General features: G+C 48.5%; 33 protein-coding genes and 1 riboswitch. Of the genes, 10 read left to right on the forward strand and 23 right to left on the reverse strand.

The features are described 5' to 3' along the window. Positions 1-79: 79 nt before the first annotated feature. The 4 genes from tmk to J0X21_RS11070 all read right to left on the reverse strand — a co-directional run bounded on the left by tmk (position 80) and on the right by J0X21_RS11070 (position 2,334). Positions 80-754: a dTMP kinase gene (tmk, locus tag J0X21_RS11055; RefSeq protein ID WP_206812269.1), complete on the reverse strand. Its 675-nt coding sequence runs from the start codon at positions 752-754 to the stop codon at positions 80-82. Between the two features lie 129 nt (positions 755-883). Further along, positions 884-1,666 (reverse strand): sporulation transcription factor Spo0A, encoded by a 783-nt coding sequence (spo0A, locus tag J0X21_RS11060; protein WP_206812309.1) that lies wholly within the window; start codon positions 1,664-1,666, stop codon positions 884-886. A 254-nt stretch (positions 1,667-1,920) separates the two neighbouring features. Beyond that, on the reverse strand, positions 1,921-2,094 hold the full coding sequence (locus J0X21_RS11065; RefSeq protein ID WP_206812270.1) for a hypothetical protein: 174 nt from the start codon (positions 2,092-2,094) through the stop codon (positions 1,921-1,923). 24 nt (positions 2,095-2,118) lie between these two features. Beyond that, a complete protein-coding gene (locus J0X21_RS11070) occupies positions 2,119-2,334 on the reverse strand; it encodes a hypothetical protein (protein ID WP_206812271.1) in 216 nt (71 codons plus the stop codon). 107 nt (positions 2,335-2,441) lie between these two features. Here J0X21_RS11070 and J0X21_RS11075 point away from each other — a divergent pair, with 107 nt between their 5' ends. Then, complete coding sequence (locus J0X21_RS11075; protein WP_206812272.1) at positions 2,442-2,636, forward strand: ferredoxin; 195 nt, start codon at positions 2,442-2,444, stop codon at positions 2,634-2,636. 72 nt (positions 2,637-2,708) lie between these two features. On the opposite strand, the gene J0X21_RS11080 is transcribed toward J0X21_RS11075, so the two are convergent. The 7 genes from J0X21_RS11080 to J0X21_RS11110 all read right to left on the reverse strand — a co-directional run bounded on the left by J0X21_RS11080 (position 2,709) and on the right by J0X21_RS11110 (position 9,276). Continuing rightward, the gene (locus J0X21_RS11080; protein WP_206812273.1) at positions 2,709-3,590 is read right to left on the reverse strand and encodes a DUF1858 domain-containing protein; all 882 of its coding nucleotides are present in this window, start codon (positions 3,588-3,590) and stop codon (positions 2,709-2,711) included. 30 nt (positions 3,591-3,620) lie between these two features. Then, a complete protein-coding gene (locus tag J0X21_RS11085) occupies positions 3,621-3,758 on the reverse strand; it encodes a hypothetical protein (RefSeq protein ID WP_206812274.1) in 138 nt (45 codons plus the stop codon). 254 nt (positions 3,759-4,012) lie between these two features. Continuing rightward, entirely contained in the window at positions 4,013-4,501 is a 489-nt protein-coding gene (locus J0X21_RS11090) for a hypothetical protein (protein WP_206812275.1), read from the reverse strand. Positions 4,502-4,696: 195 nt separating this feature from the next. After that, complete coding sequence (locus tag J0X21_RS11095) at positions 4,697-5,047, reverse strand: recombinase (RefSeq protein ID WP_206812276.1); 351 nt, start codon at positions 5,045-5,047, stop codon at positions 4,697-4,699. Between the two features lie 242 nt (positions 5,048-5,289). Beyond that, positions 5,290-5,814, reverse strand: coding sequence for a CDP-diacylglycerol--serine O-phosphatidyltransferase (gene pssA, locus J0X21_RS11100; RefSeq protein ID WP_206812277.1), 525 nt, complete (start codon positions 5,812-5,814; stop codon positions 5,290-5,292). Further along, entirely contained in the window at positions 5,795-6,445 is a 651-nt protein-coding gene (locus J0X21_RS11105; protein WP_328812775.1) for a phosphatidylserine decarboxylase family protein, read from the reverse strand. Before J0X21_RS11105 ends, pssA begins: the two co-directional genes overlap by 20 nt. A gap of 53 nt (positions 6,446-6,498) precedes the next feature. Next, positions 6,499-9,276 carry a helicase C-terminal domain-containing protein gene (locus tag J0X21_RS11110; RefSeq protein ID WP_206812278.1) on the reverse strand — a complete coding sequence of 926 codons (2,778 nt, stop codon included), beginning with the start codon at positions 9,274-9,276 and terminating at the stop codon, positions 6,499-6,501. Between the two features lie 200 nt (positions 9,277-9,476). Between J0X21_RS11110 and J0X21_RS11115 the strand changes: the two genes are divergently transcribed. The 3 genes from J0X21_RS11115 to J0X21_RS11125 are packed head-to-tail and all read left to right on the forward strand — an operon-like array spanning position 9,477 to position 12,795. After that, positions 9,477-9,950 (forward strand): hypothetical protein, encoded by a 474-nt coding sequence (locus J0X21_RS11115; RefSeq protein ID WP_328812777.1) that lies wholly within the window; start codon positions 9,477-9,479, stop codon positions 9,948-9,950. Between the two features lie 24 nt (positions 9,951-9,974). Continuing rightward, complete coding sequence (gene pabB, locus J0X21_RS11120) at positions 9,975-12,002, forward strand: aminodeoxychorismate synthase component I (RefSeq protein WP_206812280.1); 2,028 nt, start codon at positions 9,975-9,977, stop codon at positions 12,000-12,002. After that, a complete protein-coding gene (locus tag J0X21_RS11125) occupies positions 11,995-12,795 on the forward strand; it encodes an aminotransferase class IV (protein ID WP_206812281.1) in 801 nt (266 codons plus the stop codon). The genes pabB and J0X21_RS11125 overlap by 8 nt, the downstream gene beginning before the upstream one ends. Positions 12,796-12,817: 22 nt before the next feature. Here the strand turns inward: J0X21_RS11125 and J0X21_RS11130 are convergent, their stop codons facing one another. Then, a complete protein-coding gene (locus tag J0X21_RS11130) occupies positions 12,818-13,081 on the reverse strand; it encodes an antibiotic biosynthesis monooxygenase (RefSeq protein WP_206812282.1) in 264 nt (87 codons plus the stop codon). Positions 13,082-13,325: 244 nt separating this feature from the next. On the opposite strand from J0X21_RS11130, the gene J0X21_RS11135 reads away from it, so the two are divergent. Next, positions 13,326-13,640 (forward strand): hypothetical protein, encoded by a 315-nt coding sequence (locus tag J0X21_RS11135; protein WP_206812283.1) that lies wholly within the window; start codon positions 13,326-13,328, stop codon positions 13,638-13,640. An 88-nt stretch (positions 13,641-13,728) separates the two neighbouring features. On the opposite strand, the gene J0X21_RS11140 is transcribed toward J0X21_RS11135, so the two are convergent. The 5 genes from J0X21_RS11140 to J0X21_RS11160 form a co-directional block, all read right to left on the reverse strand. Beyond that, entirely contained in the window at positions 13,729-14,166 is a 438-nt protein-coding gene (locus J0X21_RS11140; protein ID WP_206812284.1) for a ferritin-like domain-containing protein, read from the reverse strand. 61 nt (positions 14,167-14,227) lie between these two features. Then, on the reverse strand, positions 14,228-14,710 hold the full coding sequence (locus J0X21_RS11145; protein WP_206812285.1) for a metallophosphoesterase family protein: 483 nt from the start codon (positions 14,708-14,710) through the stop codon (positions 14,228-14,230). A gap of 3 nt (positions 14,711-14,713) precedes the next feature. Next, positions 14,714-15,997, reverse strand: a complete 1,284-nt coding sequence (locus J0X21_RS11150; protein WP_206812286.1) for an MFS transporter — start codon at positions 15,995-15,997, stop codon at positions 14,714-14,716. After that, positions 15,975-17,060 (reverse strand): aminofutalosine synthase MqnE, encoded by a 1,086-nt coding sequence (gene mqnE / locus J0X21_RS11155; RefSeq protein WP_206812287.1) that lies wholly within the window; start codon positions 17,058-17,060, stop codon positions 15,975-15,977. The genes J0X21_RS11150 and mqnE overlap by 23 nt, the downstream gene beginning before the upstream one ends. Positions 17,061-17,246: 186 nt before the next feature. After that, positions 17,247-17,621: a hypothetical protein gene (locus J0X21_RS11160; protein ID WP_206812288.1), complete on the reverse strand. Its 375-nt coding sequence runs from the start codon at positions 17,619-17,621 to the stop codon at positions 17,247-17,249. A gap of 147 nt (positions 17,622-17,768) precedes the next feature. On the opposite strand from J0X21_RS11160, the gene J0X21_RS11165 reads away from it, so the two are divergent. Further along, positions 17,769-18,212 carry a DMT family transporter gene (locus J0X21_RS11165; RefSeq protein ID WP_206812289.1) on the forward strand — a complete coding sequence of 148 codons (444 nt, stop codon included), beginning with the start codon at positions 17,769-17,771 and terminating at the stop codon, positions 18,210-18,212. A gap of 6 nt (positions 18,213-18,218) precedes the next feature. On the opposite strand, the gene J0X21_RS11170 is transcribed toward J0X21_RS11165, so the two are convergent. After that, positions 18,219-18,734, reverse strand: coding sequence for a hypothetical protein (locus J0X21_RS11170; RefSeq protein WP_206812290.1), 516 nt, complete (start codon positions 18,732-18,734; stop codon positions 18,219-18,221). Between the two features lie 80 nt (positions 18,735-18,814). Here J0X21_RS11170 and uvrC point away from each other — a divergent pair, with 80 nt between their 5' ends. From uvrC to J0X21_RS11190, 4 genes are read left to right on the forward strand one after another with little or no spacing between them, the layout of a single operon-like run. After that, on the forward strand, positions 18,815-20,638 hold the full coding sequence (gene uvrC, locus J0X21_RS11175) for an excinuclease ABC subunit UvrC (RefSeq protein ID WP_407947648.1): 1,824 nt from the start codon (positions 18,815-18,817) through the stop codon (positions 20,636-20,638). Beyond that, positions 20,628-20,798, forward strand: a complete 171-nt coding sequence (locus J0X21_RS11180; RefSeq protein ID WP_206812292.1) for a hypothetical protein — start codon at positions 20,628-20,630, stop codon at positions 20,796-20,798. The genes uvrC and J0X21_RS11180 overlap by 11 nt, the downstream gene beginning before the upstream one ends. 41 nt (positions 20,799-20,839) lie before the next feature. Next, positions 20,840-21,727 (forward strand): peptidoglycan DD-metalloendopeptidase family protein, encoded by an 888-nt coding sequence (locus J0X21_RS11185; protein WP_206812293.1) that lies wholly within the window; start codon positions 20,840-20,842, stop codon positions 21,725-21,727. 5 nt (positions 21,728-21,732) lie between these two features. After that, positions 21,733-22,158: a bactofilin family protein gene (locus J0X21_RS11190; protein ID WP_206812294.1), complete on the forward strand. Its 426-nt coding sequence runs from the start codon at positions 21,733-21,735 to the stop codon at positions 22,156-22,158. A 96-nt stretch (positions 22,159-22,254) separates the two neighbouring features. On the opposite strand, the gene J0X21_RS11195 is transcribed toward J0X21_RS11190, so the two are convergent. The 5 genes from J0X21_RS11195 to J0X21_RS11215 all read right to left on the reverse strand — a co-directional run bounded on the left by J0X21_RS11195 (position 22,255) and on the right by J0X21_RS11215 (position 26,758). Continuing rightward, entirely contained in the window at positions 22,255-22,998 is a 744-nt protein-coding gene (locus J0X21_RS11195) for a C40 family peptidase (protein WP_328812783.1), read from the reverse strand. 4 nt (positions 22,999-23,002) lie between these two features. Then, a riboswitch (cyclic di-AMP (ydaO/yuaA leader) is annotated at positions 23,003-23,139 on the reverse strand. A gap of 1,060 nt (positions 23,140-24,199) precedes the next feature. Further along, on the reverse strand, positions 24,200-25,567 hold the full coding sequence (locus J0X21_RS11200; RefSeq protein ID WP_206812295.1) for a PFL family protein: 1,368 nt from the start codon (positions 25,565-25,567) through the stop codon (positions 24,200-24,202). 15 nt (positions 25,568-25,582) lie between these two features. Next, positions 25,583-25,870, reverse strand: coding sequence for an ACT domain-containing protein (locus tag J0X21_RS11205; protein ID WP_206812296.1), 288 nt, complete (start codon positions 25,868-25,870; stop codon positions 25,583-25,585). A 194-nt stretch (positions 25,871-26,064) separates the two neighbouring features. Continuing rightward, positions 26,065-26,382, reverse strand: coding sequence for a HesB/IscA family protein (locus tag J0X21_RS11210; protein ID WP_206812297.1), 318 nt, complete (start codon positions 26,380-26,382; stop codon positions 26,065-26,067). A gap of 166 nt (positions 26,383-26,548) precedes the next feature. After that, positions 26,549-26,758, reverse strand: a complete 210-nt coding sequence (locus J0X21_RS11215) for a hypothetical protein (protein ID WP_206812298.1) — start codon at positions 26,756-26,758, stop codon at positions 26,549-26,551. Positions 26,759-26,770 lie beyond the last annotated feature (12 nt).

Below are 26,770 nucleotides of genomic sequence, written 5' to 3' on the forward strand. Positions count from 1 at the left end.
GCATTAAAACAGATAACAAAATCTTTGGAAAATACGTTGTAGTGACAAAAATATTATTGATGTATGCCTCAAAGCCTTGCTACGACTGGTACTGGAAATTTTTTACGCCAAACTTGGGTATTAATTCCTGCACGCTTGACAGAATTTCAGTGCTTACGTCGTCTAGGGCGTGATTGCCATCGATTTCTATAATCTTTTGCCCTTTCCTGCCTAATTCGTTAACCAAAAGGTTGTAGTTACTTAGTACCTCCCGCAATATGTTCTCCTGTTCAAATAAATCCACCTGAAACCTCTTGTCGGCAATGCGTTGCAGCGTGATGACCGGATCAACACGGATAAAAATCGTTAAATCCGGGGCAATTGCCTCGGCGTTAATTTGTTTAAGCCAGGCCAGAGGAAAGTTCCGGCCTTGATAAGCGAGGGATGAGAGTAAATATCTGTCACAAATCACATGATACCCTTTAGCCAATGCCGGCAGAATGGCATGATTTAGGTGGTCCAAACGGTCAGCCGCAAAAAGCAAGGCCATTGTATCCGCTCCTAACCCTTGTATCCGTTTATTTAAGGCCTGGCGAAGAAGAACCCCTACCGGTCCTTCACTCGGTTCTTTGGTCAGGAGCACTTTACGTCCGGTTGTTTGTTCCAGCCAGGCATGGAGTCGGCTGGCTTGCGTGCTTAGCCCCGAACCGTCAACCCCTTCAAATACAATAAACTTCCCTTTCTCTTGGCGATTAAGGCTTTTGTCTGTAAGCATATGCCATCCACTCCCCCGTCAGTTTCCTAAGTTATTTTAACCCTTTTTGAGATTTAAGACCAGAGTCGGCCAAAAAATCAGCCCCCATCCAGGTTGGATGAGGGCTGATTTAAGGGGAATTGTGAGTACTTAGCTGACTTTGTTCATGACCCGCAGCTTATCGGCCAGTAGAGCCACAAATTCTGAATTAGTCGGTTTTTGTCGTTCAATATTCATCGAATACCCAAAAATCCTTTTAAGGGTGTCGGTATGTCCTCTTTCCCACGCCAGTTCAATGGCATGGCGAATCCCGCGTTCCACCCGGCTGGGCGCTGTATCATATTTTTTGGCGATGGCCGGGTAAAGCTCTTTCGTCACCGCACCCAAAAGAGAAACATCTTCAACCACCATGAGGATGGCGTCACGTATGTATTGATAGCCCTTCACATGTGCCGGAATTCCAATCTGATGCATCATAGAAGTCACTTCCGCTCCTAGATTGACCGTACTCCCTACGGACGTAACCGGAGTCGGAGCCGAGGTGAAGGTGCCCACCGGCATCGCACTTTCATGTGTAAGAGCCCTGATTCTCTTGCCTAAGACATCTAAATCAAAAGGTTTAAGGATGAAATAATCCACTCCGAGCATCATTGCCTGATGGGTTAAGGATTCTTGTCCGAAAGCTGTTAGCATTATGACTTTTGGTCTGGGGGAAGTTGTACGGGAACCTATCCTCTCTAACACTCCTAAACCATCTAAGCTCGGCATCACTAAATCAATGATGACCAAATCCGGCTCGTGTGTCTGAATTAAATCCCAAGCCTCTACTCCGTTGTAGGCCAGTCCAATGACTTGCAGATCATCCTGGCTTTGCAGGTAGTCCTGTAGCATTTGACATAAACTGCGGTTGTCATCCGCGACAACGATTTTGATTTTTTTCCCATTCTGCCATCATCCCGCCTTAAGTGTTTTTACCGGACGGCGTAAGCGTTTATTAAGCTTTATTTTCTAATTCCCGCCGGTGACCTTATTATACGTTACCCCCTATGTCGAAATCGCAAAAAATTAGGAAAGGTAACAGAAACGCGGAAATGGTTGAAGGCGCTAAAGCAAAGGTGATCTGGATAAATATGGTAATAGCTTCTCAACGCAAATTCCGCTTTTTTTCACAAACTAGCCTTCCGAATTTAGAAAGAAGGCGAATCTGCGGGAGCAAAGGCATGCTTTAGCAAAACATATCCTCCAATAGCGATTAAGGTGTTATTAAAGAAGGCTTCGACGACTTTAAATCGTTCGTTTTCTTCCAATTCAAAATAAGGCGCACTCTTTCCGTTGATGATAATCAGGCTTCCTGACCGCATGACCTGCCGCCATAACTGCTGCCGTCACAAACCCTCCTCAGGAAAGCCTAAGATGCTTGCCAAAGGGATTTCTTGATGTGATGTCAAAGTTATGCTTTCCTCTTCGGGATGAACTGCTTTAATCAAACCTCCGGTTAAGGTCGGCGGCTCGCCGGTAAGCAGGAAATAAGCCGGTTCGTTTCTTTGGATGCAGGCATCAAGATAATGTTTAAGATTTTCCCAACTGACATTGTCACTCATTTTCTACCCACCTTTCTCAAGAGCAGCATGAATCGTGTTTATCTTCGTGAATATCCAAGCCTAAACGGGAAAAAATAGTATTTAGCGAACACAAAGGAGGTTCAAACATGATAGCTGCAGTCGACAAGAATACATGCATCGGATGCGGAGCCTGTCCTTCCGTCTGTCCTGAAGTCTTTCAGATGGATGATGACGGTTTAGCCATTGCTTATGTCAACCCAGTCCCTTCGGAAGTCGAAGATTCAGCCAAGGAAGCAGCGGACGGCTGCCCGGTTGATGCAATTCATGTCAGCGAAGACTAGTTTCAAAAGAACAAAACAGGTTTCAGGGAATGAAAAAGCGGATGGGAAGCCATCCGCTTTTCTTCTAAACCCTTAAGCAATTACCTGACTCACCACAGAATGCAGTTCCTCTTTCCCAATCCGGTCTAAAAGGCGTCCGAGCCGTTCCTGCGGTTTAGCTTTCTCGTTGTAATAGTGAATGACTGCGTCTACAGCCGGAAGAATTTGATCACGCTGCAGGTTTTCGAGAAGAAGCTCGGCAATCCGCGGCTTCACTCCTCCATTTCCTCCGACATAAAGATGATAACCTTTGCTGGTCCCCATTAGCCCTAGATCAACCGTCGCTGCATCCGTGCACTTATTAGGACATCCAGCGACCGCAATCTTAAATTTCGAAGGCAGGGACATACCATGATAGTTTTTATCAAGCTGAAGCCCAAGCTCCAGAGTTTCTTGCAGACCGCGCTTGCAGAAAGTTCGGCCCGGGCATACTTTGATACTGCGCACACATAACCCGACCGCATGTCCGGGATCCATCCCGAGGTCTTCCCAAGCCTTCGGCACGTCCGCCGGGTCAAGCCCTACAATAGCAATCCGCTGAGCCGTGGTCACTTTAATCGCAGCTGCTTGATATTTTTCCGCGACATCCGCAATTTTCCGCAATATTTCCGGAGTTGCCACCCCTGCCGGGATATGAGGGGCTATCGCATAAGTCTTTTTATCCATCTGTAAAATCGAACCCGGGGGCTGTGCTTTGGCAGCTGCTTCCGGAGACATTTCCCCTTGCTCCACTGAATTGATCTTATTCAAGAGAGCATTGGCATCCAGTCCGTGCATCTGGGCCGCATTAGCCAGCGTTTCATTCACGGAAAAAGGGCAGCCTAAACAATGCAAACCCATTTCTTGCATGGCATCCACCGTTTTAGGGTTGGCTGCCATGATATCCTTTAGTTTCATATCCAGAGTGAAAGCCATGTTATCACCTATCCATCAAAGATTCCGGATTTAGCCATGAATGAGCATGGGCAAACAATGCGTGCATACGTGTTTTTCTTCTCCCTGAAAAACATAAGTAATGACCGGGGTCAGTTCACTGCTCGTTCCGCAGTGTTCGCATTCATGCTCTAAATGTTCTTGAGCCATTTTGAAGCCCTCCTTTCTTCCGAAATTAGTCTATCATATAAAAACTTTCGGTAGTGTGACTTTGGGCACATCTCGCCAACAGTTTTTGTCATTTGTCCTAAATCTATTCTTGCGAAAATGGATAAAGCCGCCCGGTTGTTGAGCGGCTTATAGGCCTTGGTTTATGTCAATGAAAGCAGAGATAGCATACCGTTCCTACCAGGACATAAAACAAACCGACATACAACCGCAGCGGCATGCGGCTGCCACTGTCTCTATCCGGCAGTTGATCCGGGCCAAGTCCCAAGAAACTCTCCATAACTGTTCCCCCCAACTAAGGAGAGTCCATCTGTTGGCTTCATCTCAATAATCCGCCAGCCATCCTTTGTTTGCTCCAGAGCGAAAAGAAAAGTGGTCGGATTATGATCATTCCAATATACTTTGGTCACAATCCTTTGAGGATTATCCGCAGCTATAAAATCTACCCTTTGGACTGCTAAAAAAGGATCTCCCCGGAGCTGTTTTTCCCAGGTGCGAAATTCCGCCAGAGCTTTTGCGGAATTGTCACTAAACAAATGGTGTGCCAGATCAAGCTGCCTTGAATCCATAAGATTCCAAAAATGTTGGACAGTCGCACGGGCCGAATCATTATACCCCGGGTCAGCCAGCGTCGTCCATACCACCTCAGGGCTTTCCCATACCATCATCCCTAAGAAAGCAACGAGAATTAAGCCAATGACCCAGATATACCGGCTATGACGCATTGATTTCCCTCCCTTTTCTATACTTGTCCTTACTTAATTGTAGGAGGGAAAGTTCAAGTTCATGACATTATCCGAAAACTTTTCTTAAAAGATTAAGTATAAACTCGGGCAGACGAACGTAATAGATCTTCATTTTGACCCCTCCTTTAACTCGTTGCTCATTTATCTTATGCTGACTGATTCAGAAACGTCCGTTTAGGTTAAGTGGTAATTGTTAACAGCTTCCTCCAGCTGGGCCACCAGACGGCGCTCTTCCTCGGAAGAGGCCGTTAAATAGAGTCTGCCAATAATCGAAGTAATGATGCGCAATACATCTTCAAGTACTAGTTTTTCCTTCATTGCTAATTGACTGCTGGTCTCGATTAAGGCAATTCCAAATTGATGTCCCACCCCATCCTGCATCATTTTGGTACACGTCTTGCCCAGGAGCCTCATGACAAGGGATGCCTCCTGTACGTCTAACTGGCGGATGGCATCTATGGTTGTGGTTAACCCCCGAACCATACGCACCCCGACATTAGCCCAATTCACTTGTTGACTGTCCATATATTTCCCTCCATGCGCGTGTTTGTGCCTTACTATATGCCGGAAACCACGCAAGGGTTACTCTTACTGATTCTTTCGGTAAACAAGAAAACTCGGCTTGCGCTACGTTAGTCCCGGTGAGACTAACGCACTTGTTTAGTTGCACTTGTGCCACCAAAGATTTATGCTTTCTGATTGTTATTAGAAAAAGCCCTATTTGCGTTGATCTGATTCTACGCAAATAGGGCTCTGTAAACAGTGTATTATTTCCCTAGCTTAGGAACCCGGATGGAGGAAACCATCAATCCGGAAAGAGCCACCATACTCACAGGAAAGATAACCCAAGGAACCGTGCCGTGGAATAAGACCAATAAAGCTGTAAATCCTCCGGCAAACGTAATCGGAACCCCAAGAAAATGAGTGCTGATATTTAGAATATTAAAGCGGGCCAGCCGTATCGCCCCACACACCGGAAACACAATGGCGATGAGTAGACCCCATACCCCAAAATCCTGCAAGAACAGGCGATACGTGAGCAGGGCCGGCGCCACTCCAAAGGACACCAGATCACTCAAAGAATCGAGTTCTTTCCCAAAATCCGAGCTAACGGCAAGTTTCCGTGCTACTTTCCCGTCCAGGCTATCCATAAGCACAGATAAAAGAACCATCCCGGCAGCCAGCTTAAATTTGCCGTCTACGGTCCAAACCAGGGATAAGAAACCGAATACCAAATTGGCCAGAGTAAAAATGCTCGGGATCATCCGGGTATTAAGCGCCCGTTCGTTCATTAACTTTCACCAACCCCATTACTGTTACTCCGCCAACGACTTTCTCTCCGGGCTTAACGGCCACCTCGACGTACGGCGGCACAAAAAGTTCGGTACAGGAACCAAATTTGATCAGGCCGAAGCGTTCTCCCCGTACCACTTGATCCCCGGTTTTGACCCAACATACAATGCGGCGGGCGACGAACCCGGTGACTTGAGTGACTAATATCCGTAGATTTTGGTTTTCAATCCCTACAAAATTTTTTTCATTGACTTCGGAGGCATGGCTTTTAAATGCCGGCAGCATCTGACCGGGACGGTAATCCCGGTAAACCACGGTGCCGGACATTGGAACCCTGTTCATATGAACATTGAAAAGGCTAAGAAAAATCCGGATTCGGATGCTCTCACCATTTAGAAAACGGTCTTCAAATACCCTTTCTATATCCATAACCACTCCATCGGCAGGAGAGACCAACATGGTCTCATCCCCGGGAATCGTGCGCTCCGGGTTGCGAAAGAAATATAGAATGAATAAAAATAAGATAGCGGGTATGAGCGCGATCCAGGGCCAAATTAAATACAAGATTACGGACAAAACAGCTAAACCTAACAGATAAGGCCAGCTGTCGCGGGCAATAGGAAATTTCACCTGGCACAGACCCCCTCATTTTAATTGTATCTAGTTTATCATCTTTAAGGCATTTAGGAAAGCACTGCATTTTCCAGGGAATTTTCGAGCCAGGACTCCACCCCGGCTAAAACTTGCTCCCTTTCGGCACGGACATGCTTTAATAGCGGCAAGGAAGACAAGAACACCGAGCCATAACTTTTATGAATTACCCGGGCATCGAGCAAAATGACAATTCCCCGGTCGGCTTTTGAGCGAATCAAGCGCCCGAATCCTTGTTTAAACCGGATCACTGCCTCGGGCAAGAGATATTCCCGGAACGCATTATGCCCCTGAGCGCTTAGAAGTTCGGAGCGGGCTTCAATCAAAGGCAGAGTCGGCGGCCAAAACGGAAGCTTGACCATAATGACGCAGGAAAGCGGATCTCCCGGAATATCAATCCCTTCCCAAAAACTGTTGGCACCTAAAAGCACGCTTTGAGGATTGGCCAGAAATTGCTCCAAGACGGATTTCCGTCCCCCGTCAATTCCCTGTCCTAAAACTTCCACCCCGCTATGTTCCAGAAATTCAGTCAAATACCCGTGGGTTTCCCGTAAAAAGAGGTGTGAGGTGAAAAGCACGAGGGTCCGGCCGCGCATCCGTTCAACCACGGAAGATATAAAATGGGCTACTTGGGCGCCTGAGAGGTTAACCCCCTCATGCAAATCCTTCACGACATAAAAACGCATTTGCCGCTCGTAATCAAAGGGGGACTCGACTTTAAGCGTTCTGGTGGTAAGGGGCAGGCCGTTTTCACGCAGAAAATGGCTAAAATCACCGGCGATACTGATGGTAGCCGAAGTAAGAACGGCAGTCTCCAGGCGGGAAAAAATTTTTTCAGCCAAAATTGCGCTTACTTCGACCGGAGAAGACTTCAAACACAAGGATGGAAAACGTTCAAGCCAGTCGACCCGTTCCAGGGTATCTTCCTCAAAGATTAAGGACAGGACCTCGATAAACTCTTGCAAGCGGGCACAATTTCCGCCTAATTCATACAGGCTTTCTTCTAACAGTTCTACATCCTGCTTCGCCAGCAAAGATACGATCCTATCTAAGTTGGCGCTCACCCCCTGCAGTCTTTGACGCAAGTTTTCTGCCTGGACAGCAAATACTTCCCACCATGCTTGCCTGCGCTGCTCTGCCGTCAAGCGCAAAGTCTGCTCACTACCGATTATTCCCTTAAGAAACTCAAATAACTCGAAAGCTTGTGCCAGCACGGCTTGGCCCAGCTCCGGCAGCTCTGAAGCATCCGCATTAAAACTGATCCAGTCAAAATCGGGGAGTTCCTCTTCGTGTTTGCGCAAACGACTCTTTAAGTGCGCGATGAAACCGCCCCCGCCTTGGCGGTAGAGTTTATCCAGGAAAAGCTTGATCTGTTCCAGGCTAATCTTTACGGCCATTTGTTCGAGAGCCACTTCTTGAAAATGATGGGCCTCATCGACCACAAGATATTGGTGCTCAGGGAGCACGTTATAATCGGCCCGCATATCGGAAAAGAGCAGGGAATGGTTGACAACAATCACATCAGCCTCTTCCGCCTGCTTGCGCGCCCGCAGTAAAAAGCAGATCCCCGAGTAGGGGCATCGTTTAGGGTAACATCCGTCCGTATCCGCGCCCACCCGCTGCCAAACGCCGTCAATCCCCTGGAAGCGCGCCAGCTCCTGCACGTCCCCGCTCACTGTTTGCCTTAACCAGGATAGAATGCTTAAGGAAGCCAGCCTCTCTTCCAAAGGCAATTCTGAAATCGTCCCCAGATGTTCAGTCCACTTTTTAAGACAGAGGTAATTTCCTCTCCCTTTAAGGAGCGCCGATTGGAAAGGAAATGGCAGAGCCTGTCTGAGTAAAGGTAAATCCTTAGCATAGAGCTGTTCCTGCAATGGAATGGTATGAGTTGCCACCACAACTTTTTTCCCGGTTGTGCGGGCCCACCACAGGGCAGGAATTAAGTATGCCAAGGATTTCCCAGTGCCGGTCCCGGCTTCGATCACGGCATGGCCGGAACCTGTCAAAGCCGAAGTTACGGCTTCCGCCATTTTCACCTGGCCGCTCCGGCTTTCATAGCCATTCAGGCTTTGTTCGAGAATTCCTCCGGGAGTAAAGCACCCGATCACCCAGTCCCGGTCTTCGGGTATCCGTGACTTCGGCTTTTCCTCAAACCAGGCCGGGGATTCAGCCAGAATCAGACCGGTGCGAATGGGGCGGTCCGGGAAGGTTCGGATAATATGTTTGTGCAAGGCCTGGATAAAGCTCCTTCCTGACCATTCCTCCAACAAAGGGGCTGCTTGATCGAAGAAACTTTGATCCAGTTTACTTCCGTAGTCCCAGCAAGCCTCAAGCAATTTCCAGGCAGCCCAGGCATCCGCGCCGGCCCGGTGCCAGGATGGTGCTGAGGATTCGTTCAAATTGAGTTTATCCGCTAAAGTGCTCAAACGGTGATTGGGCAGCGCCGGAAAAAAGATGCGCGCAAGCTCAAGGGTATCCCAGATTCCTGCCGGGAAAAAAGCTCCAATCGCTCTCTCCAAGAAACTTAAGTCAAATGAGATATTGTGCCCGGCGATAATGGCTCCCTTAAGAAAATCCTTAATCTCTTCCCGGTAGTGCGCGATCGGTAAAGCCAATTGCAGTTCTGCTTCCGTAATTCCTGTCAGTTTAAGAACTTTTGCGGGTACCCTATGCCGAGGGCGCACGCAAAAGACAAGCGATCTTACCGGCTTACCGTCTTCGATTCGCCAGGCTGCAAATTCTATAATTTCATCCCGGTAACAGTCAAGACCGGTTGTTTCAAGATCCAGGACCACAATCGGTTCGTGCAAAAAGTTCTCCCCTCTCCTGAAGCCATTGTACACATTTTATCTTTAAGAATCAACGAGTGCAGGATTTTCAAAGAAGAGAGCGAATAATGATTATGGACTGTCCTTAATGCATCGATTTATCACTTGCTAAAGATATTAATAGCAATGGGAAGAAGGGCTGTACTTTGCTTTGGAAATTACGGTTAAAGCGGAGATGGTTGGTGTGGGGATTGAGTTTACTCACTTCAATTTTCTTACTTACCGGCTGCACCGCTAAACCTTACCTAACCAAAGACAATGCTTATTCAATCATTTTTTACTCTGCTTCCGGTACCTGCCAAGTCTACCCTCTTAAGCTCCCCTGGAACTCCAACATGGCTGTGGTGCAAAACTTATTGCTCGAATCCTCATTTGTCCTGGCTGACCTTTCGACTGCCACCCCCCTGCCTATCGCTTCAGACCGCACGGTCTTAAGAGCTGACTTTCCGGAAAGCCGGCCCATGGTTTTAACGATTGACCGCCAAAGTGTGAAGATGGACGTTAAATCCATAGAGATTGAAGCGGAAGGGTCAAATGTTGGTTTAGTGACCATCAACAGCACCATGACTCTGCAAGGTATTGCGAATTCCAACCTCGGTCCTGCGTTAACTGAGCTTCTGGATATGCTTTCCAAAATCGACTCGGGCAAAGAATAGATTTGCCCACAAAGGAGCAGCTCAATGGTCTTTATCCTCGACAACTTTGACTCTTTTACCTTTAACCTCTACCAGTATTTCGGAGAGCTCGGCGAGGAGGTAATCGTAAAGCGCCGGGATGAATGTACTCTGGCCGAGATTGAAGCACTTAACCCTGAACTCATAGTCATCTCTCCCGGCCCCTGTACTCCGAATGAGGCGCTATTATCTTTGGATGTAATCCGTACCTTAGGCAGCCGGATTCCCATTTTAGGGGTGTGCCTGGGGCATCAGGCCTTAGGCCAGGTATTCGGGGCTAAGGTGGTGCGTGCGCGCCAACCTGTCCATGGTAAAGTTTCAATCATTAAACACGACGGTAAGGGGGTGTTTGAGGGCTTGCCCTACCCTTTGCCGGTTACCCGGTATCATTCTTTGGCCCTTGATCGTTCCAGCATCCCTACCGTTCTGGAAATCACCGCCGAAACGGACGAAGGCGAAATCATGGGAATTCGCCATCGCACCTTACCCCTGGAAGGGGTTCAGTTTCACCCCGAAGCTATCCTTACAGAAGCCGGGCATAAGCTTTTGGAAAACGCCCTCTTAAATGCCCGGACCTGGTTGCGTAATCAGGCGCCGTCCCCTTGGATAATGGAACCTCTGCCCTTATCTACTCCTCCCCATGAACTGGTCTCTGCCCTGAGCTCTGCTTCTTACCCCTTTTTTCTGGACAGCGGGGAAGATTACGGGGATTTAGGGCGTTTCTCCTTTCTGGGCTGTAACCCGTTCCTGATAGCCAGCGCTTACCCCGGGCACACGGAAATCCAATGGCTTGTAAGCGGGATAAAAGAAACAATTCCTGCAGCCGGTCAGCAAAGCTTGGATGTTCTTAATTTACTGACCGCCAAATTCCAGGCACCGTCTCCCCCAGCCTTTCCTTTTGCAGGCGGAGCGGTCGGTTACCTGAGCTATGACCTTAAGGATGAACTGGAAACCCTGCCCCTGCGTACTCAAGATGATCTTTCCTTACCGCTTTGGCGCTTTGCCTGGTATGACGGCATCCTTATCTATGATCACCTGGATAAGACTTACCACCTGGCCGCCTGTGGCATGACTGAGGAAGGAAAATGTTCCGCAGCTTTGGCGGCTGAACGCTTAAAGGCATTGAAAGAGCTTGTCCTTTCTTTTCAACCCCCGGAATCTTTGGGGTTAGCACCCGCTGCCAAAGAACCGGATAAACGCTTGATTTCCTTAAGTGTTAGGAAAGACCAATACTTATCCGATCTAAAGCGCGTGATCGAATACATTTACGCCGGGGACATTTACCAGGCCAATTTGACCCAGCGTTTTTCCCTCCCTTTTTCCGGAGATCCCTGGCAGCTTTACCGCGAGCTTCACACGTATAACCCCGCACCTTTTGCGGCCTTCCTGCCTTATCCTGATTTCCAGATTCTTTCAAGCTCCCCGGAACGCTTTGTAAAAATTGAGCCTACCGGGAAAATTGAAACCCGGCCGATTAAAGGAACCCGTCCAAGGGGTAAAACTGATAAAGAAGACCGCGCTCAGGCCGAGGAGTTATGGCACAGCCAGAAAGACCGGGCTGAACTGACGATGATTATTGATTTGGAGCGCAATGACCTTGGACGCATCTGCCGTTTTGGAACCGTTCGGGTTCCGGATTTGATCCGGCTTGAGAAATACCCCACTGTCTGGCATCTCGTTTCCACGGTTAACGGTCACCTGCAAAGCAGGCTGACTCCGAAAGACATTCTCCACGCTATTTTTCCCGGAGGGTCAATAACCGGCGCCCCTAAAATCCGGGCTATGGAAATCATCGAAGAACTTGAACCTTATAAGCGGGGAATTTACACCGGAAGCATCGGTTACCTCGGATTTGACGGAGCTTGGGACTTAAATATTGTGATTCGCACCATTATCCTTAAGAACGGACAAGCCTATTTGCACGCCGGCGGGGGGATCGTGGCCGACTCTGTCCCAGAACGGGAATATGAAGAGACCCTTGACAAAGCCCAGGCGCTTTTCCGCGTCCTTAAAGGAGTAATGCCCCATGACTGAAATCACCCTTCCTGAGACCGACCGCCTGTTGTTGTTCGGACATGGCCTCTTTGAAACGGTTCTTGTCACTGAAAGCGGGCCGGCTTTCCTGGATTTGCATTGGCAGCGGCTGCAGCAGGGGGCCCGGATTCTCGGCCTTGAGCTTCCCTCCTTTGAAACGATAGAATCTACCCTTTATGAATCCGTACGCAAGCAAACACTTTCCCTTCCGTATGCCCTGCGCTTAACCTTAAGCGGAGGCTCTCCCGAGCATGATCAACCCTCTCAACTCTTTATAAGCTCCCGCCCGATTCCCTATACTCCGGATCAATACTCCAAGGGAATCTCGCTCCACCTCCTGCCCTGGCGTAAGAATGAATACTCCCCCCTGGCCATGGCCAAAACCGTGAACTACTCTGAGAACTATCTGGGGAAAAGAGAAGCCCTCCGTCAAGGATGCGACGAAGGGCTATGGCTTAACACCCAAAATAATCTATGTGAAGGGGCAGCGAGTAACCTGTTCCTGGTAAAGAAAGGGGAACTTTTTACCCCTGATCTTGCGAGCGGCTGCCTGCCCGGCACCCGCAGGGAACTAGTCTTCCGCTTTGCGGCTCAGTTGGGTCTAAGAATTCATCAGGAGCATCTCCCGCTTGAATCCCTGCTACAAGCCGATGAAGTGTTTATGACCAACGCTCTAATGGGGATTATGCCCGTTCAGCGCCTGGACGACACCGAGTTTCAGGTGAGCGCTCCGGATGACCAAAAGAGTGTCACCCGGGCATTAGCACTAGCCTATAAGAAATTATACAGATAATAAGGGCAAGATTCCTTGCCCGCTAATACCGTTCCTCGAGGACGTCGAAGATTTGGGGAGTTGCCTGCTTAAAGGCGTTGTTTTCGCCGACGGTGCCGGTCCAATCTTCGAAAACTGCGCGATTGTCCCACTTTGATACCACTACAAAATCATTGGTATTGGTTTGCTTGTTCAGAGAAGCATATTTAAAACCACTGACATCATCCATTGTGGACAGTCCGCTCTTGATTTCGGAGAGGATCCTATCTTGGTCTGGATGATTAAACGTATGAATGACTGTGAGCATAATTATTCCCTCCTATAATCTGATAATCTAAATGACTTTTCTATTATGTACCAAGGGCAAACGCTCCATACTTGGAACGTGGGGCAGCCAAAGCGCATAAGTTGTGATATACAACATTACAGAAGCCCAACCACAAAATTTTCTGATAATTTTCTGAAGTTCCATTCGATATTTCCCTCAATTCGTGCTATACTAGAAGCAGGGAAAATACTTCATCAAGGTTGGGCGCCAAAGGAGGATAGTGATGAAGCTTGTTTACATGAGGACAGATTTTCCAAACGGCCGTTCACACATCCTAATGCGTGATGTCGAATCCCCTAATCCGGAATTAGTACATTTCGTTTTAGTTCTAACGAATAGAGGAACGATGTGGGTCGATGTTTTTTGGCCATACGATGAAGAATCGGAACGCTACACCAGACGCATCTCTGAACAGCAGTTTTGGCAGACGTTCCGGGATTGGCGGCTTAAGGGAGTTGTCCTCGGGGACAGTGGCAAAGTAGCTGAAATTTTAGCCCGTCGGCGTTTAGCCAAGAAAATACAGGAACAAGACGCATAAACCAAACACACAAAAGGATGCAGACACGGCTTTCCGTTTCTGCATCCTTTTTCTTTTCTTATCCGAAATGATTTATCCTCAAAAAGTTTTACTGGAGCAAATCCTCCCTGAGTCGTTCGAGCTGCTTCAAATGGTTGCGCTCATCCTCAAAGATGCCTGCCATAATTTCTTGCTCCGAAGCGCTGAGATGACTGGCTGAAAGTTCTTCCGCTTTAGCCAGTCCTTGATCTTCCCCGGCATAGAGTGCCTCCAGCATAGCGAGCGGTTCATTTTCGCGCAAGTGCTTGAGTTTGGTTTTCCAGCCTGCAATCATCCCGCCTAGTCCGGTCCCTTCCTGAACATGCCCGCCATTAGTCTGGATAAAATAAGCCAGGCGGGTGGCGTGTTCCTTATGGTCGGTTAAAATCGCCACTAAATGATTGCGCAAAGGGCTGGCGGGAAGAGCGTCAATATAAGCTTGATATTGATCAATGGCGATATGCTCTCCCATTAGGATTTGGCTCAAGATTTCGAACGAGCTTTTCATGGGCTAATCTCCTTAAATCAAAGTTTAACCATAGTGTTGCTCGTTCCCTGCTCTTTATGTATTAAAAGTAATAATGGCGCGCCTTCAGCTCTCCCCCGTTAATTTCGAGCAAGCCGAACGAATACTGAGGTTCTCTTCTTTTGGCGGTAGGGGAACCCGGGTTAAAGAGCAGCACCCCGTCCTCTTCATTGAGGTAAGGAGAATGGCTGTGTCCAAACACAACTATTTGCACATTCTCCCCGGCAAAGGCCCGGTAAGCCCGCTCCGGAGTGTTCCCGCGCAGGCCGCCGTGTCCATGGATCAGGCCGATGTTTATGCCGTCACAGGAGACAATATCCCGCTCGGGAAGCAGGATTTCCGGGCCGTCGCAATTTCCCTTGACGGCCCGCACCGGGGCCAACAGCATTAAATCCGCCAGAAAATCCGCCGACGTCAGGTCTCCGGCGTGCAAAATCAGATCAACCCCGCTTAGGGTCTCCCAGACCTGGGACGGCAATTTCTTGCCACTCACCATATGGGTATCTGACAGAACTCCAATTCGCATTGATTACCCCTCCCTGCGTGGCCTTGCCTGCAGCTTGCGCTGAAACGGCAAAATAAATCCGAGAAACACTAAGACCAGAAAACCACTAAAGGCAAACGTTTTCCTGGCACCCCATAAATGAGCCAAGCTCCCGGAAAAGAAGCTCCCAACGGGAGTCATCCCCCCAAACACGAGCGAGTATACACTCATCACCCGTCCCCTAAGCCGGTTGTCTACCGTCATTTGGATTAAGGAATTGGCTGAGGCGGCAAAAACAATCATACACCACCCCATAAAAGCCAGGATCAAAGCAGCAGTCCCATAATTCACCTGAAATCCCAACAGGATTGAAAAAATTCCGAGTCCGCCCGCCCCTCCTAAAAGGATTGGTACCCGCGGGCCGAATTTACTTAGCAGAGCAACCGTTAAAGCCCCTAACATCGCCCCAAACCCCATGGCACTCATCAATAAACCGTAACCCAAAACATCCCGGTGCAGATCCATTTTAGCCAGGACCGGCACCAGAACATTAAAGTTCATAGCCAGAGGGCTTAAAACCCCAATCATTAAGATGCTTAAGAAAATCGGCGGGGTTCGTTTAATATAAAGCAAGCCCTCTTTAATCTCAGGCCACATTGGCTGCTGTTGCACGGGAGTATTTGAGCGGTCCGAAGGATTGGTTTCCACTTGCTTCGCAGGAAGTAAGAACACCAAGATTAGAATAACCCCAATAAAACTAATCCCATTAATAATAAAACACCAGGTCGCTCCCCATAAGGCCATAATGATCCCGGCAATCGCCGGGCCGGCCAGGCGGGCGCCGTTAAAAATCGCTGAATTTAGGGCAATCGCATTCGTCAGATGCTTTTTTCCGACGAGTTCAATGACAAAAGACTGGCGCGCAGGCACATCCACTGTATTGGCAATCCCCAGGACAAAGGCAATCAGAGCCAGCATCCAAAATTGAATGAGACCGCTCCCAACCAATGAAGCCAGGAGGAAAGCCAAGATCATCATCACGGATTGCGTCAGGATTAGAATTCTCCGCTTAGGCAAGCGGTCAATCCAAACGCCGGCATGAAGGGAAAAAAGCAGCATCGGCAGAAATTGAAGAGCGCTCACCAAGCCCAAAAGAAAAGGAGAGTCCGTAATTTGAAGCACGAGCCAGGCTTGACCGACATTTTGCGTCCAAGTCCCGATTAAGGAGATAATCTGGCCTCCCCAGAACCAGCGAAAGGGCGGATGAGTTAAAGCCGGGAAGGATTTCATGGCAAAAGCGTTTAGCTTATTCATAACGTTTAATAACATGGTAATAGGTATCCCGTTCCACCGGAATCAGCCCAGCTTCCCGAATTAACCGGATAAGCTCATCTTCTGTCTGCATTTGCGGGCTGGTCGCGCCGGCCGTATGGTAAATCTTTTCTTCCCGGACCACTCCATCGAGATCATTGGCGCCAAAAGTCAGGGCCATTTGGGCGGTGGCAAGTCCGGATGAGACCCAGTAAGCCTTAAGATAGCGGAAATTATCCAAGATCAGGCGGGCGGTGGCAATAACCTTTAAGGTGCGTAAGGCACTGGCCTGGGTGATATGTTCGAATTGCGTGTGGCGGGGGTGAAAAACCGTGGGAATTAGAGCATAGAAGCCTCCGGTTTCATCCTGAAGCTGGCGTAGCTGCAGCAAGTGGTCAATCAGCTCTTCATCGGTTTCAATAATTCCGTAAAGCATATTGGCATTCGATGGAATGCCCAGTTGATGAGCCGTCCGGTGAATTTCAAGCCAACGCTCTCCGCTGAGTTTGCCCGGACAGATTTGCGCCCGGACCCGCGGGCTGAAATTTTCCGCTCCCCCACCGGGAATAAAACTGAGGCCTGCTGATTTGAACTGCTTGAGAATCTCGGAAACTGATACCCCTTCCATTTGCGCAAAATAATCATATTCAGCCGCAGTGAAGGCTTTAATGCTAACCTCGGGTACCGCTTCTTTGACTTTTTGAACCAAATCCAGATAATACGAAAAAGGCAAATCCGGATGGATTCCTCCGACAATATGGATCTCAGTTGCACCTGACGCACCATATTTTTTTGCCTTTTCAACCACTTCCGGTACGGACATGGTGTAGGAACCTTTATCTTCCTTGTCTTTGCCAAAGGCACAGAAACCGCAGCGAACTTTGCACACATTGCTGTAGTTTATATGGGCATTATTATTAAAGAACGCCTCATCCCCTGTCAGGCTCCGCCGTTTTTCATTCGCAAGATAGCCCAAACCTAAAAAATTATTGGTTTGCAGAAGTTTAAGGCCGTCTTCCCTTTCGAGCCGTACCCGGTTTTCCACTTTGGCAAATATATCTTCAAGACCTTTAGAAATCACGGAAGTTCCTTCTTTCTAGTTTTTATTGTGCATCTGATTGCTGTGACGTATCCGTAGAGTAATCCTATGCATTTTATAATTATAACATAAATTTTGAGTACGCTGACAAGACTAAAAAGAGCGTATCACACTGGCAGCAAAAAAAGGACTTTGAGTCCTTTTTTCGTAAACTAAGAAAATCAAGCTCTAATGGAAAAACTTCGACATGTACTGACGTTGGCCTCTTACCGCTTTGCGAATCTCATTGGCCACCCGCCAAGTTTCTTGGAGTTCCGGGGTCATTAAATCAATTTTACCGGTTCGCTTATCCAGGAGAATGTCCACTGAGGGTTTTCTTCCTTCAATTTTTTCTCCCGGATGGATAATGTCAATTCCGATCTTATTTTCGTCATACTCCGGAGGCATCAAATAGTTTAAGACTTCTTCGGTGGCATCAATTAATTCGTTGACCTGATCGCCGGGATATCCTTCCCTCATTAAAATATCCTTTACCTGGGCCAGTGGATGATTGAGACTAAGGAGCATCTGGGCGCGTTGTACTAAACTGTAGTCGATATCCATGACGCCACCTCATTTCAATCTTTTTTCTTTACAATTTTAATTTTCCCTTCAACCGTCAAACGAATACTGATACATCTTAGCTGAGTTGGGTAAGTTGTCCATGTGAGAATTTTTTAGAGAATAAAGATAAGATCGGAGGTTAAATTGATGCTTAAATTCTTAGGGATGCCATTTATCATCGCAGCCATCTCAGGAGTGACCATGGCTGTTCAGGGCACAATTAATTCAGCCTTAAGCCAAAAAACCAACTTATTGTTAGCAACTCTGGTTGTCCACATCATTGGCACTGTGGTCGCCTTGGCAGTGGTGTTAGCCCGGCGCTCCCCTGTCTTTGGCGCATTCTGGCAGGGAATCCCCTGGTACCTTTACCTCGGAGGAGTCTTAAGCGTTGTTATCGTCGGCTTGGTGGCCTTAAGCATCCCGAAAATCGGGGTGTGCAATGCCACCACCGCCATCATTATCGGGCAGGTGGGTACAGCCGTGCTCATTGACCATTTCGGCTGGTTCGGAGTGAAAGCGATCCACTGGAGTCCCTGGCAATTCCTCGGTCTCGGGCTCTTTGCCGCGGGCGCAAAACTCCTTTTCCGCTAGCTGTCTTTAAGCCCCGCGCGCCCGGGCATCAATCACATTCATATTGGTAATCACCGCATACACTTCGTCGCTCACAATATATTTGCGAATTTGCCCATTGGCCGCCAGGATCACTGTATTTTTCACCGTTGCTTTGCTATCACTTTCGATCAACCGCAGTAAAAAAGCGTAGGATTCACTGTTTACCGCCAGCTGCTGGAACTCGCCATCCGCAACAAAAATAATCCAATATCCTGTGGAAATCTCACTTTTGCCATTGTATAAGGAGTTGCTTACACTTGGAAAAGTCGGCAGGTTCCACAATTGGGAATCACGTGAATCTGTCTCTGAAGTGGCAGGCAAAGTCACTTCATTTAATGTGTCAGTCACAGCGGCCGGCTCACTGACTTTGGCATAAACATCTTTAAAAAAATTAGGGAATAACAGGTAACCGGCCACGGCGATAATGACTACCCATAACGCCAGAGCCTGCAAATCCTGCCAGATTTCATTCCGCGGCGGACGCCCCCAGGAGTTTGGCATATTTCTCCCTCCCGAACTCTAAATCCATTCACCCTTTCAGAAGATTATACGAGCGACTCCTGCTCATTATGTTTATTAACTTGCATCCCTGCACTAAACCCACTAGAATAAAGGACAAGCGGGGTGTGCATATTATGGAGATGCTGCGTCAAAAACTCAGCTTATTGCCGGAAAAGCCCGGGGTCTATTTGATGAAAAATTCGGACGGGCATATTATCTATGTGGGGAAGGCAAAGGTCTTAAAAAACCGCGTCCGCTCGTATTTTAGCGGCTCCCATGACGGCAAGACCCAAAAACTGGTGAGTCAAATCGCGGATTTTGAATATATCCTGACGGAATCCGAAGTGGAAGCTTTGGTATTGGAATGCAATTTAATCAAAAAACATAACCCGAGATATAATATTCTCCTGCGTGATGATAAAACTTATCCTTACATTATGATCACCCAGGAAACGCATCCGCGCATGCTGGTTACACGCAATGTTGACCGCAAGAAAGGAAAATATTTCGGACCCTATCCCAGCGCCGGTTCGGCCAGAGAGGCCGCCCGGCTCTTAAACCGTCTATTCCCGCTGCGCAAATGCCGCCAGCTGCCGGCGCGCCCCTGTCTCTACTATCACCTGGGTCAGTGCCTCGGCCCTTGTGTGGAAGAAATTGCGCCCCACCGGTATGAGAACATCATAAAAGACGTTCAGTCCTTTTTGCGGGGAGGACAGGAGCGGATTGTCCGCTGGCTCGAAGATAAGATGCTTAAAGCCTCGGAGGAATTACAATTTGAGCGCGCCACGGAATACCGCGACCTGATTCAGGACCTAAAGCGTCTCGGGGAAAAACAAAACATCACCCTTACTGATTTTATTGACCGGGATGTGGTCGGGTATGCCGTCCTGGAAGACCAGATGTGCATCCAGATCTTCTACCTGCGTCAGGGAAAGCTCCTCTCCCGGGACAGTTTTATCTTCCCTTATTACGAGGATGCGGAAGATGCTTTTATCTCTTTTGTCGCTCAGTTCTACACCGAGCACCCGGTTTGGCCCAAAGAAATCCTGATCCCGGAACTGTCCAACTCCATTCTGGAGAAGTTGTTTCCGGTGACGGTTCCGCATAAAGGGAAAAAACGCGAACTCCTGCAATTGGCCCACGACAATGCTCTCACTAAACTGGAAGAGGAAAAGGCTTTAGCCGGTCTCACCCGGGACAAAGCGAAAGAAGGATTAGACGCACTCGGCCGGAGCCTGCAAATCCCTGCCCCCCGTGTGATCGAAGCTTTCGATATTTCTAACACGGCGGGAACCCACACAGTCGCCGGTATGGTTCAGTTTCTGGAAGGAAGTCCTTGGCGCTCAGGTTACCGCAAGTTCAAAATCCAAGACCTGGAACAAAATGATGACACCGCCGCCATGAAACAGGCCGTTACCAGGCGCTACACCCGCCTGCAGGCGGAGAACCTTCCATTTCCTGATTTGGTCCTAGTTGACGGAGGCAAGGGGCAAATCAGCGCCGCTAAGGCTGCGCTTTCCTCTCTCAATCTGACCATTCCGATTGCCGGGATGGTCAAAGATGACCGTCACCGGACCGCAGGACTTTTGAATATTCACGGAGAACTACTTAATTTAGATCAGAGTGCCTTCTATTTGCTGACCCGCATTCAAGAGGAAGTGCACCGTTTCTCCATCACCTTCCACCGGCAGCAGCGGACCAAGAACATGGTCTTATCCCAATTAGACGGAATTCCCGGAATCGGGGCGCGCCGCCGCCAGCTGCTTCTGCGTGCGTTTGAGTCTATAGAAAAGATCCGTTCGGCCACAGTCTCTGAGTTGCAGGGTGCCGGCCTGCCGGCTGTCGCAGCCCAAGCGGTATTCTATCATTTTCACCCTGAAAAGGAGCATCAGCATGATTCTTAACTACCGCGTGGAAATCTGCCGTCAGTGCTACTATAAGCGGACACGCAGCTGTCATTTTAGCGACAACTATATTCAAAATTTAAGACCGGGTCCGGCCACTGCTCCGGGTGGTGAGTGTTACCGTTATACTCCGGTGCCTTGGCTGCCCCAGTCTCTATAATTTTTGCCACAGAATCATGTAAACTTGGAGGAGAAAAATCTGTGCGTAAATTTACCATCCTGATTATCCCGGAAGGGCATGCCCGCGCGCGCCAGTTCCGTTTTTCCGTACGCGGCAAGCGCCTGCTTTTAGGAGCAAGCGTTGGGTTCACCTTACTTGTGAGCCTGCTTTTGGCCCATGATCTGTATCAGAACCACTACATCAAAGCCCATGAGCAAAAGTTTGCCCAAATTGATTACTTACAGAAAGCGCTCCAGGCTAAAGATCAAGAAATCGCCCGCCTCACGGAACAAAATATCCAGATTACCCAGAACCTTGGCCAAATTAATTCCCTGGAGCAAGAAATATCTTCCATCTTGAGAATAGAGCCAACCAAACAAAATAGTGAGCGCAATTCCGGCATGGCTCCGCAAAGTTATGTTCCTTCCCGTTCCACTGACCTGAATGCCGATCTCCTCCAGGCACAGCTTGAGCGTTTTCAGAAGTACCGTTCAGCGGCACTGACCCGGCAGGATCAGCTTTTACATACTCCCTCAACGCTTCCGCTCGAAGGGGAAATTGCCTCAGATTTCGGCTATCGCAAAAACCCGTTCGGGAGATGGACCAGCGAGTTTCACAGCGGTATTGATATCGCCTGTGACTATGGGACAGAGGTTCACGCCACCGCCAGCGGGACCGTGGTCTTTGCCGGATGGGACAACATCTACGGCCGCAAAGTAACCATTGATCACGGCAACGGGATTGTAACCTTTTACGGGCACAATGCCCGTCTCTTAGTAAAAGTAGGCCAAGAGGTTAATCAAGGAGATGTGATCGCCCTCAGCGGCAACTCAGGGCGCAGCACCGGAGCCCATCTCCACTACGGCGTGATCGTGAACGGGGAAAACAGAGATCCCCTGAATTTTATGGATACACCAAAGGAGCAGTGATTGATTTGTTTAACAAGAATTCCTCCCGCCTAAGCACGGACATAACCTTTATTGCCCAAGACTGTGAAATTACCGGAACACTTACTATCAAAGGAGATGCCCGCATTGACGGCCAAGTGGAAGGCGGGATCAAAGCCGGAGGGGAACTGACCATCGGCCCAGGGGCTAAGGTAAAAGCCAACATTGAAAGTAAAGCCGTCAGCATTGCCGGGGAAGTTCACGGGGATGTGAAAGCCTTTGAGAATCTTGAACTGGCCGCCAGCGCCCGGCTGTACGGGGATATCCATACCAAGCAGCTTAAAATTGAACAAGGGGCACGCTTCGTCGGCTCCAGCCATTTGCTGGAAGACACGGGCAGCATTGCCGAGATTGGCACCCAGGGTTCCAGAGGACGCCAGGAGAAAGAGAAAAAACGGCTGAGTGAAGCGTAATAGCTACAAAACGTTATTAAAACCTAAAGGCTGTTGACAATTTAACATTGTCAACAGCCTCCGGCGATTAATCCGCCTTTTTTGATCGGTCACATCTTACATTCTGCGGGCACCCAAATAGCGGCTCTTATAGTAGCTGTCATTCAAGCTGGTGGTGCGCACCCCGCTGTCAGAAGCATGTACAAACGTGCCATTCCCTACGTAGATCCCTACATGGGAAGCTCCTTTAGAATATGTCGTGAAGAACACTAAATCCCCCGGCTGCAAATCCTGCTTGCTCACGGGAGTTCCGCTGTTGAACTGAGTATAAGATGTGCGGGGAATGGAAATCCCGGACGCCTTATATACATACTGCGTAAAACCTGAGCAATCAAACCCTTTTCTGGTGGTACCACCGAAAACATACGGTATGCCCTGCAGGCTTAAGGCTGTACTGACAATTCCGGATGCACTGGCGCCGCCGCGAGAAACCTGTTTTGCAGGCTCCGCTTTAGCCACTTGCACTGGTCTTTGCGGTAAGGCCTTTTTCGTTTCTGGAGCTTTTTTTGTTGTCTCCGAAGCTTTTTGTGTTGAAGTTGCTGCCTGCACTGTGCTGGGAGCTTTCGTCGCTGCTATTTTTACTGCTTCTTTAACATAGTCACTAGCGGCCACATTCTTAGCGGTGAATCCCAACTGTTGACTCACAATCGGAGCCTGTGTCCCGATCAAGGTTGGGGTAGAACTTAAAGCCACCCCGGTCTGAGCCGCGGCCGTAGGAACGGAACCTAATCCCGGCATGCTGCTTAATAAGAGCACACCTGAAAGGGCGACGCTCCCTAGCCAAATTCGTCCAGAATACACTAAATTGTCCACCTTTCTGAGCTTACGAGGTTAGTTGACGGGTTCGGGTAGGAAGGTGTAAGACCCGGCGCACTGTACGCGCTTCACCCCAAGGAAAAAAATCCCCCGTTCCGGATCAACCGGATTCAGCTTTTTCTTGTCCTTAATAAGAATTCGAGACAGACTCCCTATTTCCTTCTTTTTTATTAATTTTTCATTAAGGAAAAATTAACTATAGGAATAATAAAGGACCCTCTGTACAATAATATGTTAAATAACTTGAAAATGATTCTAAAAACAGTAAAACACCTCTCGCATAAGAGAGGTGTGTTCCTAGGATCAAAGGACACAACAAGTCAATATTGCGGCTTAGGTCAAGTAGGTTTTCCCACTGGGCTCCCCATAGTTTCCCATAAGGCGGTTTCCCCTTTCTCCCAGCCTAAGGTGTCGCCAGCACTTAGAACTTGATCGCCACTTAGTCCGCACTTCAGTCCTTGCTGCTTGACGCTCTAGAAGTTTCCTTAACACTGTTCTGTCACCTTAGCCTCTTTTGCAGGAAAGAATTTCCGGCAGATTGAATCATGTTGGCCAACATCATTCAATCCCTTTTGCCTTCCCAACTTTCCCACTCAAGGCAGGCTACACTGCACTAAGTTCCTTCCTAATGCAGGTTCATCCCTAAGCCGTAACTTTTTCAAGCCACGAACTTAGGCCTCCACGAATAAGGGTAGCGCCCACATGCCATTGCGGATCCCCCTTATTCTTAACTCCCAGCAGCAACCCTCAACTGGGCGTCGAAAGCCACCACCAGGAACTTCATCGGTATGCCCTTAGCGGATTCTTAGGCCCGCCTTCAGATGTCATAGAGTGCACTAGAATAGCGCTCCGTGATCCAAGGAAGAGAATTAACGTAAATAAATTTTACATCATTAAATGTTTTTTGCAAAAAAGCTCTCTTACATTCATTATTAAGCTTAAGCCCAAAATAGAATCCTGGCAGAAATAAAATATTGTTTTAATCTTAAATTTGCGCTTAAATGGCTGGAATTAGCCGAAATTCAGGAGATCTATAGGACATTAAAAAACAACCCTCTCATTTAACTCAAGTTGGCGCAAATCAGAACTCAAATTAAAAGCCAGTTGAAAAACCAAACAATCAGTGGTGACGCTCCTAAAATTCCAGAATTCAGCCTCCTGACTCCTAACTCCTGGATAGCTTAATCTAATTGGACAGACTGGTAATCGGAGCTGGAATCCGGCCGCCGCGGCGGACAAACTGAGTTGAAGAAAACGGATGAACTTCAATCACCGGCGCGCCTCCCAGCAAGCCGCCAAATTCAACGCGGTCTCCCGCTTTTTTCCCGATCGCCGGGATGACCCGGACGGCCGTTGTTTTTTTATTAATCATACCGATGGCCGCTTCATCGGCAATAATCGCGGAAATGGTCTCAGGAGTAACATCCCCCGGAAGAGCAATCATATCCAGTCCAACCGAACAGACACAGGTCATGGCTTCCAATTTATCCAAAGTTAATGCACCCTCTTCCACTGCGCGAATCATCCCGGCATCTTCGGAAACCGGGATAAAGGCACCACTCAAGCCCCCAACATGGGAAGAAGCCATGGCACCGCCCTTCTTGACTGCATCGTTTAAGAGCGCGAGGGCAGCGGTCGTCCCATGCGTCCCTGCCCGTTCCAGACCCATAAACTCCAGAATTTCCGCTACACTGTCTCCGACAGCGGGAGTCGGTGCCAGAGATAAATCAACAATGCCAAAAGGCACCCCTAATTCGGCTGAAGCCGCCCGCCCCATCAGCTCGCCCATCCGGGTGATTTTGAAAGCTGTTCTCTTAATGAGATTCGCGAGCTCCCCAAAATTCGCCTCCGGGTTGTTCTTCACCACGTGGGCCACTACGCCGGGGCCGCTTACCCCGACATTAAGCACCCGTTCCGGTTCCCCTACCCCATGAAAGGCACCGGCCATAAACGGATTATCTTCCGGTGCATTGCAGAATACAACCAACTTGGCCGCCGCGATTCCGTCTTTTACCGCCGTGAGCCGGGCGCTCTCAAGGATAATTCCACCCATGTCCGCGACCGCATCCATGTTAATTCCGGCCTTGGTCGAGCCGATATTGACGGAAGAACAGACGGTTTCCGTTTCAGCCAAGGCTTGGGGAATCGCTCGCATTAGAGCCTTATCCCCATTGGTGAGTCCTTTCTGCACCAAGGCGGAAAATCCGCCCAGAAAATTAACCCCCACTTCCCGGGCAGCAGCGTCCAGAGTTTTAGCTATCCGGACCATTCCGTCCTGATCCAGATGAGCGGCTACAATGGCAACCGGAGTCACGGAAATTCTTTTATTGATAATGGGGATTCCATAGCGCGCTTCCAGATTATTGCCGACTTTAACCAAATTTGCAGCCGATTGCGTGATTTTATCATAAATTTTCCGTTCCATCCGTTTCAGATCCTGGTCTGTACAGTCTAACAGACTAATGCCCATGGTAATGGTGCGGATGTCTAAATTTTCGTTTCTAACCATCTCGATCGTTTGCAAAATCTCTTCCGGTGCGAACGTAATTGTCATAATGAACCCCTTCCCTTACACCCTGTGCATGTATGTAAATACATCTTCATGCTGAATATTGACTTGAAGTCCCCGGGCCTGACCTTCTGTCCGTAAGATTACTGCTAATTCTCCCATTTCTATAACAGAGGTGCTCAAATCAACGACCATAATCATGGTGAAAAAATCCTGCAAAATGGTTTGACTAATATCTAAAATGTTGACCTTGTTTTCCGCCAGTTTACCTGATACCCAGGCAATGATTCCGATTTGATCTTTACCTAAAACCGTAACGATACCCCGGTTTGACTTGTCGCTACCCATCACATGTCCCTCCAATAATTATTTCATGGCTACTAGCCTAGCACATTCAGTTTCCCTGTACAATAGCCTTAACACTATAGCCTAAAATTATCTCAATATGGGCATGAAAAATGGAGCCAAACGGGCTCCAATATTTTCATCATGCCTCAGGCATTATGACTTAATTTATCTTGCACGTTATCACATATTAAGAATTAGCAGCTGCAGCCATCGCCGCACCCGCCGCCCGAATTCGGCGTACGGATTTCAAAACCTCCGCCGTAACGGGATTCGATATAGTCAACCACAGCACCTTCCAGATAGGGTGAGAGCTTTTTGTCAGTTAAGATCTTAACCCCAAACCCCTCATCCATTACATCTTCCTCATGCGCAGACTCATCCAGAGTCATGCCGAAGCTTGGACCGCCTCAACCAAAACCCGCGACGTAAAGGCGCAAGTAGGCGTTCTCTTTATTTTGGTTCGCCAAAACTTCTTTGACCTTTTCCGCTGCAATCTCGGTGATTCCAACCATCCTAAATTTCCACTCCTTCTATTTCCTTTAGCCAAAGCCTGAGTCTGTTATGTTTTCAAGCCTGCCGGACTCCTGCCCTTCCGGGGTAAAGTTCTCACAGCCTTATTTATAATACTTCCTTTAGCTTAGTATTGTCAAATTGCATGTTTTAGCTCAAAAAAGCTATTTATACCTCTTTCCCGTTTCCGTCCGGCTTGAATTCCCCGAACCAGCGCCGGATCTCTGCTTCAAGGCTGGCAGGCAAATCCTGGACCTGCTCTTGCCAATACTTTACTTCTACCTTGACTTTATCGGCAACATATCCCGAAACGGCCTGTCCCTTAGGATTATTGTCCAAACTCTGCCACATCGCTATAAAAGCTAATAAAATTAACATCCGCCAAAGCCA

The sequence above is a fragment of the Paradesulfitobacterium ferrireducens genome (assembly GCF_017310645.1).
Taxonomy (GTDB): Bacteria; Bacillota; Desulfitobacteriia; order Desulfitobacteriales; family Desulfitobacteriaceae; genus Paradesulfitobacterium; species Paradesulfitobacterium ferrireducens.

What these genes read in the sequence shown, in the direction of transcription:
- J0X21_RS11150 (WP_206812286.1), bottom strand. Translation starts at nt 15,997, where the DNA reads ATGTTATTAAACGTTATGAATAAGCTAAACGCTTTTGCCATGAAATCC.
- J0X21_RS11205 (WP_206812296.1), bottom strand. Translation starts at nt 25,870, where the DNA reads ATGGGTAGCGACAAGTCAAACCGGGGTATCGTTACGGTTTTAGGTAAA.
- J0X21_RS11130 (WP_206812282.1), bottom strand. Translation starts at nt 13,081, where the DNA reads ATGCTCACAGTCATTCATACGTTTAATCATCCAGACCAAGATAGGATC.
- J0X21_RS11160 (WP_206812288.1), bottom strand. Translation starts at nt 17,621, where the DNA reads ATGGATATCGACTACAGTTTAGTACAACGCGCCCAGATGCTCCTTAGT.
- J0X21_RS11085 (WP_206812274.1), bottom strand. Translation starts at nt 3,758, where the DNA reads ATGGCTCAAGAACATTTAGAGCATGAATGCGAACACTGCGGAACGAGC.
- J0X21_RS11075 (WP_206812272.1), top strand. Translation starts at nt 2,442, where the DNA reads ATGATAGCTGCAGTCGACAAGAATACATGCATCGGATGCGGAGCCTGT.
- J0X21_RS11125 (WP_206812281.1), top strand. Translation starts at nt 11,995, where the DNA reads ATGACTGAAATCACCCTTCCTGAGACCGACCGCCTGTTGTTGTTCGGA.
- J0X21_RS11070 (WP_206812271.1), bottom strand. Translation starts at nt 2,334, where the DNA reads ATGAGTGACAATGTCAGTTGGGAAAATCTTAAACATTATCTTGATGCC.
- J0X21_RS11180 (WP_206812292.1), top strand. Translation starts at nt 20,628, where the DNA reads ATGATTCTTAACTACCGCGTGGAAATCTGCCGTCAGTGCTACTATAAG.
- J0X21_RS11200 (WP_206812295.1), bottom strand. Translation starts at nt 25,567, where the DNA reads ATGACAATTACGTTCGCACCGGAAGAGATTTTGCAAACGATCGAGATG.
- J0X21_RS11090 (WP_206812275.1), bottom strand. Translation starts at nt 4,501, where the DNA reads ATGCGTCATAGCCGGTATATCTGGGTCATTGGCTTAATTCTCGTTGCT.
- pabB (WP_206812280.1), top strand. Translation starts at nt 9,975, where the DNA reads ATGGTCTTTATCCTCGACAACTTTGACTCTTTTACCTTTAACCTCTAC.
- J0X21_RS11135 (WP_206812283.1), top strand. Translation starts at nt 13,326, where the DNA reads ATGAAGCTTGTTTACATGAGGACAGATTTTCCAAACGGCCGTTCACAC.
- J0X21_RS11165 (WP_206812289.1), top strand. Translation starts at nt 17,769, where the DNA reads ATGCTTAAATTCTTAGGGATGCCATTTATCATCGCAGCCATCTCAGGA.
- J0X21_RS11145 (WP_206812285.1), bottom strand. Translation starts at nt 14,710, where the DNA reads ATGCGAATTGGAGTTCTGTCAGATACCCATATGGTGAGTGGCAAGAAA.
- J0X21_RS11215 (WP_206812298.1), bottom strand. Translation starts at nt 26,758, where the DNA reads ATGTTAATTTTATTAGCTTTTATAGCGATGTGGCAGAGTTTGGACAAT.
- tmk (WP_206812269.1), bottom strand. Translation starts at nt 754, where the DNA reads ATGCTTACAGACAAAAGCCTTAATCGCCAAGAGAAAGGGAAGTTTATT.
- J0X21_RS11065 (WP_206812270.1), bottom strand. Translation starts at nt 2,094, where the DNA reads ATGCGGTCAGGAAGCCTGATTATCATCAACGGAAAGAGTGCGCCTTAT.
- J0X21_RS11170 (WP_206812290.1), bottom strand. Translation starts at nt 18,734, where the DNA reads ATGCCAAACTCCTGGGGGCGTCCGCCGCGGAATGAAATCTGGCAGGAT.
- J0X21_RS11080 (WP_206812273.1), bottom strand. Translation starts at nt 3,590, where the DNA reads ATGGCTTTCACTCTGGATATGAAACTAAAGGATATCATGGCAGCCAAC.
- J0X21_RS11095 (WP_206812276.1), bottom strand. Translation starts at nt 5,047, where the DNA reads ATGGACAGTCAACAAGTGAATTGGGCTAATGTCGGGGTGCGTATGGTT.
- pssA (WP_206812277.1), bottom strand. Translation starts at nt 5,814, where the DNA reads ATGAACGAACGGGCGCTTAATACCCGGATGATCCCGAGCATTTTTACT.
- J0X21_RS11140 (WP_206812284.1), bottom strand. Translation starts at nt 14,166, where the DNA reads ATGAAAAGCTCGTTCGAAATCTTGAGCCAAATCCTAATGGGAGAGCAT.